This is a genomic window from Flavobacterium chungangense LMG 26729 (assembly GCF_000735715.2).
Lineage (GTDB): Bacteria > Bacteroidota > Bacteroidia > Flavobacteriales > Flavobacteriaceae > Flavobacterium > Flavobacterium chungangense.
On the sequence record NZ_JASY01000003.1, the window covers coordinates 44299 to 58923 of the forward strand.

Consider the following 14625-nt stretch of genomic DNA (forward strand, 5'->3'; position numbering starts at 1 on the left):
TTTTTGAAATAACTGAATTAGTAAGCACTTATTTCTGAACTTTTATATATGGTCTTTATTCTTCAGTCGGTCGGTCAATTCTCGTCGATAGGTAATACCAACCGGAAGTTTTTCATTTTTTATCACCACAAAATCTTTTTCACTTTCTTCAATTTTATCCAATGCTACAATATACGATTTATGAATGCGCATAAAACTTTTTTCAGGAAGGCATTTTTCTAATTCTGTAGTAGTACTTGAAGCCAGATACGTTCTTTTTAAAGTATGGATTTTTACGTAATTGCCAAAACTTTGTGCAAACAAAAGCTGGTCTAATTCGATATCCATAAAATAACCATCTACTTTTACACTAACCGAATTTATTACTTCCTCTTCCCTGCTTTTTACATTTTCTGTTGCAAAAAAACGGTCAATAGCTTTTAAAAACCTTGGAAAATAAATAGGTTTCAAAAGATAATCAATCACACCGTAATCATAGCTTTCCAAAGCAAATTCAGAATAAGCTGTTGTTAAAATCGTTTTGGGATGCGTTGGAATAATCTTCAGCAATTCCATTCCTGAAATTTCAGGCATATTGATATCCAGAAACATCAGATCGACTTTGTTTTCGCGCAGATAATCCATAGCTTCAACGCCATTGTAGCCCTGAAAAACGAGTTCCAGCTGTGGATTTTGTTTGATATAATTGGCCAGAACATAATGCGCTGCCGGCTCATCATCAACGATAATGCATTTTTTAGTCTCCTTCATCATACAAACTTTTTCAGTTGTAATTTCAAATCAACGATGTAGGTGTTTTTATCTTCCTGAATATTCAATTTATATTCTTTTCCATAAATCAAATTCAAACGTTCTTTGGTGTTTTTTAAACCAATTTTAGTCGATACAACATCTGTTTTTTTATTCGGAATTGAATTTACAACGTGCAAATGCAGTAAACCATTTTCGACTGTAACAATAATGCGAACATAACATTTTTCGATGGCGCAGGTTCCATGTTTAAAGGCGTTTTCGATAAATGCAATTAATAACATTGGTGAAACTTTGTAGGCGTTTTCGTTGTCAATTTTGCAATCGTACGTAATATCACAGCGATAGCCTACGCGCTCTTTTTCAAGCTGCACATAACTGTTTATAAATTCCAGTTCATCTTCAAGTGATACACATTGTTTGTTGTTGCTTTCGAGCTGATAACGCATCAGCTGTGATACTTTCATAATCAGATCCGGCGTTCTTTCGGGAAATTCCAAACTGATTCCGTAAAGTGTATTAAAAGTATTGAATAAAAAATGAGGATTCAGTTGTCCTTTTAATGAGTTTAGCTGCATTTCATTAAACAGCAAGGTTTCATTGGTTTGTTTTCTGTGAATTCTGTAGAATTTAAACACAATTATCGGACTCAAAATACAAACCAGAGTCCCTAAAACACTAGCCAATTGATATACATAACTTCTTTGATGTGAATTTTGGTAGAGATGACAATTGCTAAACATCTTCAGCATGGTAATCTCGTACAGTAAAACCGAAAAGACAAACACACCAAAAAGAGTTAGAAACACATAGGTTAAAGGACGTTGTGTTTTAAATAATATAGGGAGAAGAAAAAAGCGGTTGAATTGGGCGTGCATGTATAAAACGAAGTAGAAAAAAACACCCATTAAAATAGAAGTAAAAGAACTAAATAACATCCAGTCATTCTTCAAAGTATAAATTGTAAATGAGAAGAGAACAACGGCAATTTCCTGCCACCATTTGTTGTCCAGTATGTTATCAAATTTTTTATTCATTTTTAAAATTAAATAGTTTACAAAGTACGGACAAATATTTAATTTCTTTTTCCAAAAAATGACAAATTCAATTGGTCATTTATTATTGCAGTACATCATTTAAGAACTCATATATCGATACAAGTAAAATAATTTTGGACTATAATTTCACACTTTGAGTTTATGTATTTCAAAAAAATTACTTTATTATTTTTCTTGATTTTTGCCTCAATCGGTTATTCACAAACGTTGTCTTTAAAGGACGCTATTAAAACAGGCCTTGAAAATTACGGATCGATCAGAGCAAAAAACAACTATACGAATGCTTCTCGCGAAACTCTAAAACAATCCAAACGCGATTATTTACCCAATTTAAATTTGTCTGCCCAGCAAGATTATGGAACTGTAAACGGACAAAACGGACCATTGTATGGTTTTGGAGGGTTGGGAGTGGCTTCTTCGGGATTACCGCTTCCAGAACAAAACTGGAACTCGGCTTTTGGGGCACTTTATTTAGTGAATATGAACTGGGATTTTTTCACTTTCGGAAAAGCAAAGGAAAAAATCAACCTGTCTAAAATTGATTTTCAGGCAAAAGAAAAGGATCTGAATCAGGAGAAATTCCAGCTGGAAATTAAAATCTCAGCCGCTTATCTCAATTTACTGGCAAGCCAAAGATTACTGATTTCACAACAGAAGAATTTAAACCGTGCCGAAGTTTTCAAAAGAACCGCCGCAGCCAGAGTCAAAAACGGATTACTGGCCGGAGTGGATTCGACTTTGGCTACAGCCGAAGTTTCGAAAGCTAAAATGGCACTGAACCTCGCTAAAAATTTCGTTAAAGAACAAAACAATAAACTGGTCGATTTAATGGGTGTTGCGCCTCAGGATTTTGTTACTGATACCCTTTTTGTTACGCAGATTCCAAAAGAACTTATAAAACAAAATAGTGTAACTGATAGCCTTCACCCGTTATTGCAATTGTATAAAACGAGAATTGATTACAGCAACCAGCAGGTCAAATTGTACAAACGTTTTTATTATCCTACCATGAGTGCGTTTGGTGTGTTGCAAACCCGGGCTTCAGGATTTGATTCGTCTTACGCAACAGATCAGACTGCTTTTAACCGAAATTACTGGGATGGCGTCAATCCGGATCGCACTAATTATTTATTAGGAATTGGAATTACGTGGAATTTAACCACTCCGTTCCGATCAAGCAGGCAAGTGAGCGCACAAAAATTTGTTTCTCAGGCTTTGCAGGAAGAATACAATCAGGCCGACAGGGAACTAAAATCACAATTGAATTTCGCCGAAGATAAAATTAGAATCACTCTTGAGAATTATGCTGAAGCGCCAATTCAGGTAAACGCAGCACAAAGGGCATATCTGCAAAAATCGACTTTATACAAAAACGGATTAACAGACCTGACCGATCTGACCCAGACGATTTACACGCTGAACCGCGCCGAAATCGACCGTGATATCGTCAACAATAATGTGTGGCAGTCGTATTTGCTAAAAGTAGCCGCAACAGGCAATTTTGACTTATTTATAAATGAATTTTAATTATAGAGCCTAATGAATTTAATACGTTTTGCACTCCGCAAACCCATCTCTATATTGGTATTGGTGGCCGGTTTATTTTTCTTCGGAATTGGTGCCATCAAAGACATCAAGGTAGATATTCTTCCGAAAATGAATTTGCCTGTAATTTATATTGCGCATCCTTTTGGAGGATATACTCCGGATCAGATGGAGGCTTATTTTGCTAAAAATTACGTAAACATCCTCCCTTTTGCCAATGGTATAAAATCGGTAGAAACCAAGAATATCCAGGGGTTGATGATTATGAAACTGACTTATTACGAAAATACCAATATGGCGCAGGCAGCTGCCGAATTAGGAGCGCTTTCGAACCGGATTCAGGCGGCTTTTCCTCCGGGAACACAACCTCCGTTTATCATTCGTTTTGATGCTTCTTCCCTGCCGATTGGGCAATTGGTTTTGAGCAGTAAAATACGTTCTAACAACGAATTGCAGGATTTGGCGAACGTTTATGTACGTGCGTCGTTTACTTCGATTCCGGGTTTATTATCTCCGGCTCCCTTTGGCGGAAGCCCAAGAACAGTAGAGGTTAATGTAGATCCTGATTTATTGCGTTCACATAATATGACGCCCGATCAGATTGTGGAAGCGATTCGTATCAACAACCAGACAGCGCCATCAGGAAACGTGAGAATTGGCGATATCAATTACATTTCGCCAACCAATAATACGATTAAAGAAATTAAGGATTTTGAACAGATTCCGTTGTTTAAAGGCGGTGTTCAAAACCTGAAATTAGGCGATGTTGCCACGGTAAAAGACGGTGCCGACGTTACGAACGGATATGCTTTGGTAAACGGAAAACGTTCGGTTTATATCAGTATTGCAAAGGCCGGAGACGCTTCGACCTGGGATGTGGTTCAGAAATTAAAGTCGGAATTGCCTAAAATCCAGAGCACACTTCCTGAGGATGTACAATTATCATACGAATTTGACCAGTCGGTTTATGTAATCAACTCCGTTAAAAGTTTGATTACCGAAGGAATCATCGGAGCGGTTTTAACCGGATTAATGGTTTTATTATTCTTAGGTGATAGACGTGCAGCGTTAATCGTAATCCTGACGATTCCAATTTCGATTATTTCGGGTGTTTTATTCCTGAAGTTATTCGGGCAAACCATCAACTTAATGTCCCTGAGCGGATTGGCGCTGGCGATTGGAATTCTGGTGGATGAAAGTACCGTAACGATAGAAAATATTCACCAGCATCTCGATATGGGCAAACCAAAAGCACTCGCGATTTGGGATGCCTGTCAGGAAATTGCTTTGCCTAAATTATTGATTCTGCTTTGTATTCTGGCGGTTTTTGCACCGGCCTTTACGATGGTCGGAATTCCGGGCGCCTTGTTCTTACCGTTGGCATTAGCGATTGGTTTTTCAATGGTCATTTCGTTTTTATTATCTCAGACTTTTGTACCTGTAATGGCGAACTGGTTGATGAAAGCACATCCAAAACACGATCATACACCGGAAATCACAGACGATGAAGCCGAATTTAACGCCTGCGGATTAACACCGGAATCAGAGAAACAACTGATTACTCAGAAAAAAGATTATGTTGAAAGAACGGATACGGATGGAAACGGAAAAATCAGTGCTTTTGAGCGTTTCAGAATTCGTTTTATGCGAACACTTGAACGATTGTTCCCATACAAAAAAGCAGCAGCTTTAACGTATTTGGTTCTGGCTACGACACTTGCCGTTGTATTTATTTCGTTCATCGGAAAAGATGTTTTCCCGAAAGTAAATTCAAGCCAGTTTCAATTGAGAATGCGCGCTCCCGACGGAACTCGTTTGGAACGTACAGAAGAAAAAGCCATTTTGGTACTGAAAGAACTGAAGAAAATGGTTGGCAATGAACACATCGGAATTTCATCTGTATATGTAGGTCAGCACCCATCACTGTTCTCGATTAACCCGATTTACCTATTCATGGCGGGTTCGCATGAAGCTGTTTTTCAGGTGAGTTTAAAAGAATATCATGCCGATATGGATGATTTTAAAGATGAATTCAGAGCGAGAATCAAAAAGGTACTGCCTGATGTCAAACTAACTTTTGAACCGATCGAATTAACGGATAAGGTTTTGAGCCAGGGCTCTCCTACTCCAATCGAAATTAGAATTGCAGGAAAAGACAAAAAGCGAAATGAATTATATGCGAATCAAATTGTAGAAAAACTACAGAAAATAGACTATTTCCGTGATGTGCAGATTGGTCAGCCGATTCATTATCCGGCGATGAACATTGATATTGACAGAACCCGTGCTGCCGAATTGGGTGTCGATATGAATGATATTTCGCGTTCGCTGATCGCTTCGACCTCATCATCGCGATATACTGAAAAAAATACGTGGATTGACGAACGAACCGGTTTATCTGTAAACGTTCAGGTTCAGGTTCCGTTAAACCAAATGAAAAGCAAAACCGATATTGGAGAAATTCCGGTATTGAAAAACTCGCTTCGTCCTGTTTTGAGTGACGTTGCAAAAATTACACCCGGCTTTGTGAGCGGTGAAAATGACAATTTAGGGGCGATGCCATACATTACAGTTACAGCAAACATCAATCAGACCGATTTGGGGACGGCAGCGAAAGATGTTAATGCAACAATCAGTTCATTGGGCGAATTACCACGTGGCTTATTTGTCACGCCTATTGGACTGAGTAAAGTATTGAGCGAAACATTAAGCAGTTTACAAGTAGGGTTATTGGTTGCTATTTTTGTAATCTTCTTAATGTTAGCCGCTAATTTCCAGTCATTCAAGGTTTCACTGGTTATTTTAACCACGGTTCCGGCGGTAGTTTTGGGGGCATTGTTGATGCTTACCATTACAGGTTCAACGCTGAATTTACAATCGTACATGGGAATCATCATGTCCGTTGGGGTTTCGATTGCGAATGCCGTTTTACTGGTTACCAATGCCGAACAATTGCGAAAAATAAACGGAAACGCTTTAGAGTCGGCCCGTGAAGCTGCGGCACTGCGTCTTCGTCCGATTATCATGACTTCGGTGGCGATGATTGCGGGAATGCTGCCAATGGCAATTGGTCACGGCGAAGGAGGCGATCAGGTTTCTCCGTTGGGAAGAGCCGTAATTGGGGGATTATTGTTTTCTACCTTTGCCGTATTATTAATTTTACCGTTGATTTTCGCCTGGGCGCAGGAACATACCACAACACAATCTGTTTCTTTAGATCCTGAAGACGAAGAAAGCATCCATTATATCTCATCCTTAAAATAAGTCATAAAGTTTGAAAGTCCAAAGTCTTAAAGTGAAAAGAAAAAATGTCGTGAATAAGTATTTTATATCATTTTAAATACGACATTATTCTATGTTTGTTACTTAAATAGGCGGAAAGATAAAAGTGTATCTAAGTAATGCACCAACAAAATGGCTTTATGACTTTCGACTTTGGACTTTGGACTTTAAAAACTTTCGACTTACTTATTAAATCATATTTTATATAAAACCATAAAATGAAGACTAAAATACTCCAACCAACCGCGCTGTTTTTTGCAGCATTATTGTTCCTGAACAGCTGTAATTCTAAAAAGGAAGAAGTGGTTACGGCAGCAATCGAACCTAAAACAGAAACCTTTCTTCTGGAAAAAGAAAAACTGACTACCGAATTACGTTTACCGGCCGAATTAACCGGTTTTCAGCAAGTGGATTTGTATGCCAAAGTAAGCAGTTTCGTAAAAACGCTAAAAGTAGATATTGGTTCGAAAGTAACCAAAGGACAGCTTTTGATTGTTCTGGAAGCTCCGGAAATCAGTTCACAACTGGCTGCAGCTGAATCAAGACTGAAGTCGATGGAAGCGATTTACGCGACCAGTAAAAGCACTTACAACCGTTTGTACGAAACGAGCAAGGTTGAAGGAACGATTTCTAAAAACGATCTGGAAATGGCAAGTGGAAAGAAAAACTCGGATTACGCACAATATCAGGCAGCCGTTGCAGCACATAAAGAAGTGTCGATCATGAGAGGTTATCTTGAAATCCGTGCGCCTTTTGATGGTGTTGTGGCATCCAGAAACGTGAATTTAGGAACCTTTGTTGGTCCTAGTTCAAGTTCGCCATTATTGACGATTCAGCAGCAAAACAAATTGCGTCTGGCCGTTTCAGTTCCCGAATTGTACACCGGATATTTACACAATGGCGACGAAATGAGTTTTAACGTAAAATCATTGCCGGAAACTTTTAAAGCGACCATCACCAGAATGTCAGGCGCTTTAGATTTGAAATTACGTTCTGAACGTGTCGAAATGGATGTTCACAACACCAAAGGCAATTTACTACCGGGAATGGTAGCCGAAGTTTTGTTACCGCTTAACGCGAAAGACAGCACGTTTGTAGTACCAAAATCGGCTTTGGTGAATGCTGCCGAAGGGATGTTTGTGATCAAAGTGGTCAATCATAAAGCGACAAGAATAGATGTAAAAAAAGGAAGAGAAATCGAAGATAAAATCGAAATATTCGGTGATTTGAACCGCAAAGACAGACTGGTAAAAATCGCCAGCGAAGAAATTAAGGAAGGCGATGTCATAAACGAATAACCTGTACGCTTTATATTAATTATTGATTTGTTTGAAAGTGCTGTGAGACTTAGGTTTTATGGCACTTTTTTTTATTTGGGAGCTGATTCCTGCTATACGCTATATCTTTTCCCGGCTAAAGAAGCCAGAAAAAGGATGCCGCTGCTATCAGGGCTAGGGGTTTAGGGATTTAACAAATGATTTTCAATTTAGTATTACCAGCAAAAACTATCTAATAATTTATAAAAGTTTTTCCTATATTAGCAAAAATGAATGTAAGTGATTTTGTGACACATATCTGCAGAGATTTGGATTAATATGTGTGATTTCATCACACATTATAAACGAGTTACCAGCAAGAATCAAACACTTATAATTAAAATACACTTTTACATGGAACAAGAAACAGAAGACAAATGGTACTCAAATGAAGATGATGAATCAATCGGATATTCATTTAAGGAATATGATGTCACATCAACTCCAAATGATTTTAATACAAAGACAATTATTGATTTCATTGAATCAGGACTATTTAAAATTCCAGGATTTCAAAGAAATTATGTTTGGGACATTAAAAGAGCTTCAAAACTAATCGAATCAATTATAATCGGTTTACCTATTCCACAAGTATTTCTATACGAGGAAGGAAAAAATAGCTATTTAGTTGTCGATGGCCAGCAGAGACTACTAACTTTATTTTTCTTCAACAAGAAAAGGTTTCCAAAAAAAGAAAAAAGATTTGAATTAAGACAAGTTTTTGATGAAAACGGAAAATTTCCTGATGAATATTTATACAATGATGAATACTTTGAAGATTTCAAATTAAAGCTAAATGAACTCGGTGTTTTTAATAAACTTGATAGTTTAAATTACGCCACTTTAGGAGAATTTAAAACTAGTTTTGATTTAAGAACTGTAAGAAACATAATGATTAAACAAAATTTTCCTAGTGATGATGATTCAGCTATGTTTGAAATTTTCAACAGGCTAAATTCAGGTGGAATAACATTAAAACCTCAAGAAATTAGAACTAGCTTATATCATTCTCAATTTTACAATTGTCTTTACAAACTAAATCTATATCCAAATTGGAGAAAGCTTCTTAACAAGACTGAACCGGATATTCATATGAAAGATGTGGAAATATTGTTAAGAGGTTTTGCAATGCTTCTTGATTCAGAAAATTACAAACCTTCAATGACACAATTTTTAAATGTATTTTCTAAAAAATCTAGAAACTTTAAAGATGATTCTTTGGAATACTTTCAAAATTTATTTCAAAGCTTTTGTGACTACATAGTTGAATTAGATCCAAGTATTTTTTACTCAAAAAGTGGAAAATTTAGTATAACTGTTTTTGAATCAATCTTTGTTGCACTTTGTATCAATGCATCTAAAACTCAAAAGCTTGATATTAAAAAAACTACTATTGATAAAATAACTCTTTTACAAGAGAATGAAACATTCAATAAAGCATCACAAGATAACACTGCTGGTAAGGCCAATGTTGAAACTCGCTTACGCATTGCAAAAGAAATTTTAAACTAATGAGTACAACATCTCCAACTATAATTGACCAGCAATATTTAAATGGTAATTCTCTTATAGACTATCTAAAAGTTCAAAGGGAGTTAACGTTTTACAATGAAGCTGAAAATAATTTTCGAAAAACGATTCTCCTTTCTGCTGCAAGCTATTTTGAAAAAGAATTTACTGATTTAATTATTGAATTTGCAAAATCTCAATCGGATGGTAATGATTTGGTAATTTCAATAATTAAGCAAAAGGCAATTAGTAGACAGTATCATACATATTTCAATTGGGAATCATCAAATGCTAATACATTTTTTGGTCTTTTTGGCACTGACTTTCAAACAAAAATGAAACAACGAGTTAAAGAAGAACCTGCTTTAGATAAATCAATAAAAGCTTTTCTTGGAATAGGAAATGAACGAAACAAAATGGTTCATCAAAACTTTGCAGAAATAACAATTGACAAAACAGCAGAAGAAATTTATACATTATATCAAACATCTTTGCTTTTTATAGAAACAATGAAAAGTGAATTGATTAAAAAAAAAACACCATAAAAAAATGCCGGTCGGTAACAGCGGTTCGCCGCAATAGCTGGTTTTATAAATGCCTGAAGCATTTCTTCCCCAAGTTGGCGCGAACGTACCGCCATAAGTGTTCGAAACCTTGAAATTATTATATTTGAGTATAAAACAAACTTATGAAATTAGAAGAAGTTTTAGACTACATCCTAGATCATGCAGAATTTCATTCTATTCTAAAAGAGAAAACGAAAGATTAATATTATACTGAATATTTTTTTACCTTTGAAATTAAGACTTTTTAATGCAAATGGCTTTGAGCCTTCAGAAAATTGATATTATGGAACAAAAAATACATCAGGGAAGAAATGTAAAACGATTCAGGGAAATGTTGGGCATCAAACAGGAAGCATTGGCTTTTGATTTGGGTAACGACTGGAATCAGAAGAAAATTTCTTTGTTGGAGCAAAAAGATGTAATTGAAGATGATATGCTCAGACAAATCTCAAATGCATTGAAAATTCCTATTGAAGCATTCCTGAATTTTGATGAGGAACAAGCGGTAAATATTATATCTAATACTTTTACAAATAACGACAGTTCAACAGGAATAACTTATAATTTTCACCCAACTTTTAATCCAATAGATAAAGTCATTCAACTTTATGATGAAAAAATTGCTCTTTACGAACGTATGCTGAAAGAAAAAGAAGAAATGATGGCTAAGCTGGAAAAGCTTATTAACAAATAGAAAATAGAAGTAATCTGAAAGTATTACTTCATACGAAATAAAAGGCTCAACAGTTTAGTTGAGCCTTTTTAATGCCCCCGCTCCTACTCATGAACACAATCCAAATCAATATTTAATTACAAAGTTTTAAAAATATAGAAAGACCATAATTGCACAAGCAAGATGTTCGCGCCAGCAAAAGGGAATAAAATGAGTATAAAAAAAGCAAGCCAACAAACCTTTTCGATTTTTTAGATTTAATTCGTGAGAAACCAGAGTTATATATTGGCGAAAAATCATTAACTGCTTTATACTTCAATATAAATGGATTTAATTTATCATGCTGGGTTCATAATATCGAAGAAAACATTAAACCTGGATGGAAAGGATTTCATGATTTTGTAGCTTTAAAACTCGAATACCCAGAATCAACTTCAGGTTATAGAAATATGATTTTAGAGAAGAATCAATTTGATGAAATCAAATCACTAAATATGTTTTTTGAGCTTGTAGATTCATATAAAGAGACCTATAAATAAATGATGTTTCAGAAATTATAAGGACACTTATTTTCTTTATTTTATGGGCACAGAATTAATTCTGCATTATTTGGAATACATAAGTTTTAAAAGTTGACATATTCAAGAACATTGTATATAACTAAATAAAATTAGAATGGAATTAGGAATTTTCAGAAACTTTTGGGACGGACAACCGAATCATCTACCCTTTTTAAGCCTGAGAAGTTATGCTGACGAACCAAAAGAGTTTAACTTAAACCTTAGTATCTCTAAACTTGAATTTATTCTTGAAAATAATTCCGAAGAATCGATTAAAGAAAGTATTAAACTTATACTTTCACATGAAGACTGGAGATTACATTTGATTGCTTCTATGGCATTATTAACTCTAAGGCAAACAACACGAGAAAATTTAACACCTTATTTTTGGGAAAGGATTAATAAAGGCTCATGGGTTAGCCCGCAAATTATGGTAGCATTATCATTGACAGACATTGAATTCAAAGAAAAAAGTAAAAAAATACTAAGTGAAGGTTTAAAAATAAATTATTCTGATCTACCTGAAATAGAACATCACGTTTCCAGAGGCGGTACGCCGAGAAATATAGCCGAGAAGAAAATTATTGCTTCATTAGATTATCTCATAAATGATATTGTTAACGACACACATGACAATGACGCCGGCGGTTCAATATGCAAAAGCTGGAAAGAAAATTTAGAACAATTAATACTACAAAACAAATTCAAACTCCAACAATTTTTAACCTAATCAGTGAGAAATACTTATCTTCGGAAAAACTAAAATATCGAATTAAAAATAATGGAGTTAATTGATGTAATGGTATTTATACCTTCATTCTCAAAAGACAAATTAATCTGTTTTAAGGAAAAGTTTCTTCAAGGGTATATTTCTTCTGATGAATTTTATGAATCACCAAAATATAGTTTGCCAGTTCTTTTTGAGACAGAAAACTTTCCGGAAATGTGGAATTACGTTTTAGATGAGCAAGGCAGATCTTTTACTTTTTATTTTGAAAACACAAATAAAACATTTTGCCCAAAAGCAGCAATTCAAGTCAATATTGATGGTTCTATATGTTTAGTTCTAAGTGTTGTTGATTTAGATCATACAGAAGAATATGAGTTAAAACTCAAAAATAGTTTTCCGGATGATAAATGTGTTACTAGCTATTCTTATTTTATGCCTTCTTCAAGAAAAGATTTTTATACGGCTCTCTAAGAATAACCTTGATTTTTGTAAAATAGAATCTTAAATTTCATTTCTAATTTTAAAAAACATATTTATCCGTTCATATCTGCACAACGTTAGTGCAGAATTGCATTCTCCAAAGATTTCCTCTTGAAAAGATGTCTAAATGTCATAAAACTTTGTGTGATTTTTTGATGTTTCAACAAATTAAAAAGACATTTTTTCTTTACTTTGAGAGTTCAGAATGTAATTCTATACTATCAGATAAAGTTGGACATTATAACAAGCTGTGGGACGGCAAAACACAATATAAAATGGGAAAACTTGGTTGTATCTGCGGACATATTATTGTTGATCAAACGAATAACATTAGTTACAAGGCACATTTTATTCGTGACCAGGATCTTGAAGCAATAGATAATCAGGTGGAGGATATCAATAATTTTATAAATGCAATTAAAAATAATGAGCGGGACAAATGGTTAAAAAAATATTTTGACTCTGAGCTATATCAAAACTTACCAGACTCTGATGTTATCAATGATATCATTTTAAAATATAAATTGAAATACGAAAACGAAATGTTTTTATGTGAGAAATGTGGTCGTATTAAAATCCATAAAGGAACTGAAAATAAATTTATTTCATTTTTACCTGAAGACAATCAATGGATAGATATTTTTAAAGGGCTTTCATAGAGTCAAATAATTTATATATCCAAATTACTTACTACCTGAACACACAGAATCACACAATGATAGCCCCGCTCACGGGCGAATCCTTTCGTGTAGTTTTTTGAAAATCAGAATTTCTTATATTTCGAACATAATACAACTATATCTCCTTCGATATGTAAGAAATAATTCTACTTTTGTATTGCAATAAAACGCAAAACACGAACTAAAATATGCGTATAACATACTTATTTTAGAATAGAACAGGTTAAATTTATACGCATATAAACGAGTTAGGAGATAGCCGTAAGTAACGAAGAAAAAAATGAATAAAATTTTCATGAATTTAAGAAAAATCAAAATATATAATTTATTCTGGTTAGTTGCTTTAATAATACTAGTGATTGGATTAATTCAGACTAATAATGAAGATACAACTTTCGATATAAATATTCATGACACATATTTTGTAATTGCACATTTCTATATTGCTCTTTTTTTGAGTTTAACTTATTATCTGATAGGACTTGGATATTGGGTTGTGCAAAAAGCTATGAAGAGAAAACTAATAAATGTATTGACGATAATTCATTCCGTAATTCTTAATGGAAGTTTTTTAGTTTATTGGTTAGTAATTGGATATAGCAAAGTTTTTTTTGAAACTCCTTTTCCCTTATTCGACAATTATCAGTTAATTAACCAAACACTTGTAATTCTATCTATATTGATATTATTTGTTGGACAACCAATTTATATTATAAATTTAATAATTGGGATTTTTAAGAAACAGAAAAAGGCCATCTCCTAACACACACTACAAGCAATTTGGGGATTTTGCTTAATTTGGAATTGGTTTTGTATTTGGAAGATTTGGCAAACCCGAGAATAGAGTTTAATTTAGTCACAAACCCGCTATAGTACCAGAACGTTATGCGACACTTTTAGAGAGTCTCAAACATAAAGATTTAAAAAATGAAAAAAATTATTCTGATATTCCTATTGTTAAGTCAATTAATGTGGTCACAATTTGATTATAGCGGTAATTGGAAAATTATTGATGTAAAAACAAACCATGTCCTCAAAGGTCCTTCAGAAAAATTTGAATTACCAAAAGGAATTATAGGAAAAACAATTCTTATTAAGGATAACAAAATTGATATAACCGCAATAGTGAAAAACATAGATGACTCGTTTCTTTATGAGAATAATTCGCCGTATTTTTTCATAAAAGAAAAACACACATTGAAAATAATCAAAGACAATCCTAGGAATCAATTTCCAGGAGACGAATTAGGTGAAATTCTTGATGATAAAAACAAAACAATTGAAAGTAATATTGGAACTTCATTTACAAAACTTCTCAAAACAGATCTAAAAAGTAAAAAATTGGCTTGTTTTAAAATTTCAGGCAAAAATGATTTCAATCCGCAAAGCCTTTTAATAACTACAGAAAATTCAAAAGAATTATTTCTTTATAGCTACAATGATGAATTAATATTCTTTTTAAAGAAACCATAAAAT

The 14625-nt window shown here is 34.2% G+C and carries 13 protein-coding genes; 11 read left to right on the forward strand and 2 right to left on the reverse strand.

What is annotated here, in order from left to right; all coding sequences use genetic code 11:
- Positions 1–42: 42 nt before the first annotated feature.
- The gene (locus JE46_RS07810) at positions 43–750 is read right to left on the reverse strand and encodes a LytR/AlgR family response regulator transcription factor (RefSeq protein WP_031454706.1); all 708 of its coding nucleotides are present in this window, start codon (positions 748–750) and stop codon (positions 43–45) included.
- The gene (locus JE46_RS07815) at positions 750–1787 is read right to left on the reverse strand and encodes a sensor histidine kinase (RefSeq protein WP_031454707.1); all 1038 of its coding nucleotides are present in this window, start codon (positions 1785–1787) and stop codon (positions 750–752) included. Before JE46_RS07815 ends, JE46_RS07810 begins: the two co-directional genes overlap by 1 nt.
- Positions 1788–1949: 162 nt before the next feature.
- On the opposite strand from JE46_RS07815, the gene JE46_RS07820 reads away from it, so the two are divergent.
- The 11 genes from JE46_RS07820 to JE46_RS07870 all read left to right on the forward strand — a co-directional run bounded on the left by JE46_RS07820 (position 1950) and on the right by JE46_RS07870 (position 14622).
- Positions 1950–3335, forward strand: a complete 1386-nt coding sequence (locus JE46_RS07820) for a TolC family protein (protein WP_031454708.1) — start codon at positions 1950–1952, stop codon at positions 3333–3335.
- Positions 3336–3347: 12 nt separating this feature from the next.
- Positions 3348–6617: an efflux RND transporter permease subunit gene (locus JE46_RS07825; RefSeq protein ID WP_031454709.1), complete on the forward strand. Its 3270-nt coding sequence runs from the start codon at positions 3348–3350 to the stop codon at positions 6615–6617.
- Between the two features lie 236 nt (positions 6618–6853).
- Positions 6854–7933 carry an efflux RND transporter periplasmic adaptor subunit gene (locus JE46_RS07830; protein WP_031454710.1) on the forward strand — a complete coding sequence of 360 codons (1080 nt, stop codon included), beginning with the start codon at positions 6854–6856 and terminating at the stop codon, positions 7931–7933.
- A 372-nt stretch (positions 7934–8305) separates the two neighbouring features.
- On the forward strand, positions 8306–9463 hold the full coding sequence (locus JE46_RS07835; RefSeq protein ID WP_031454711.1) for a GmrSD restriction endonuclease domain-containing protein: 1158 nt from the start codon (positions 8306–8308) through the stop codon (positions 9461–9463).
- Complete coding sequence (locus JE46_RS07840; RefSeq protein WP_031454712.1) at positions 9463–10005, forward strand: HEPN domain-containing protein; 543 nt, start codon at positions 9463–9465, stop codon at positions 10003–10005. The genes JE46_RS07835 and JE46_RS07840 overlap by 1 nt, the downstream gene beginning before the upstream one ends.
- A gap of 304 nt (positions 10006–10309) precedes the next feature.
- Positions 10310–10720, forward strand: a complete 411-nt coding sequence (locus JE46_RS07845) for a helix-turn-helix domain-containing protein (protein WP_031454713.1) — start codon at positions 10310–10312, stop codon at positions 10718–10720.
- 654 nt (positions 10721–11374) lie between these two features.
- A complete protein-coding gene (locus tag JE46_RS07850; RefSeq protein WP_031454714.1) occupies positions 11375–11989 on the forward strand; it encodes a hypothetical protein in 615 nt (204 codons plus the stop codon).
- 51 nt (positions 11990–12040) lie between these two features.
- On the forward strand, positions 12041–12460 hold the full coding sequence (locus tag JE46_RS07855; protein ID WP_031454715.1) for a hypothetical protein: 420 nt from the start codon (positions 12041–12043) through the stop codon (positions 12458–12460).
- Between the two features lie 284 nt (positions 12461–12744).
- On the forward strand, positions 12745–13128 hold the full coding sequence (locus JE46_RS07860) for a hypothetical protein (protein ID WP_157505890.1): 384 nt from the start codon (positions 12745–12747) through the stop codon (positions 13126–13128).
- A gap of 316 nt (positions 13129–13444) precedes the next feature.
- Entirely contained in the window at positions 13445–13912 is a 468-nt protein-coding gene (locus JE46_RS07865; protein WP_167343421.1) for a cbb3-type cytochrome c oxidase subunit I, read from the forward strand.
- 164 nt (positions 13913–14076) lie between these two features.
- Positions 14077–14622: a hypothetical protein gene (locus JE46_RS07870; protein WP_157505891.1), complete on the forward strand. Its 546-nt coding sequence runs from the start codon at positions 14077–14079 to the stop codon at positions 14620–14622.
- The last annotated feature ends 3 nt before the right edge of the window (positions 14623–14625 follow it).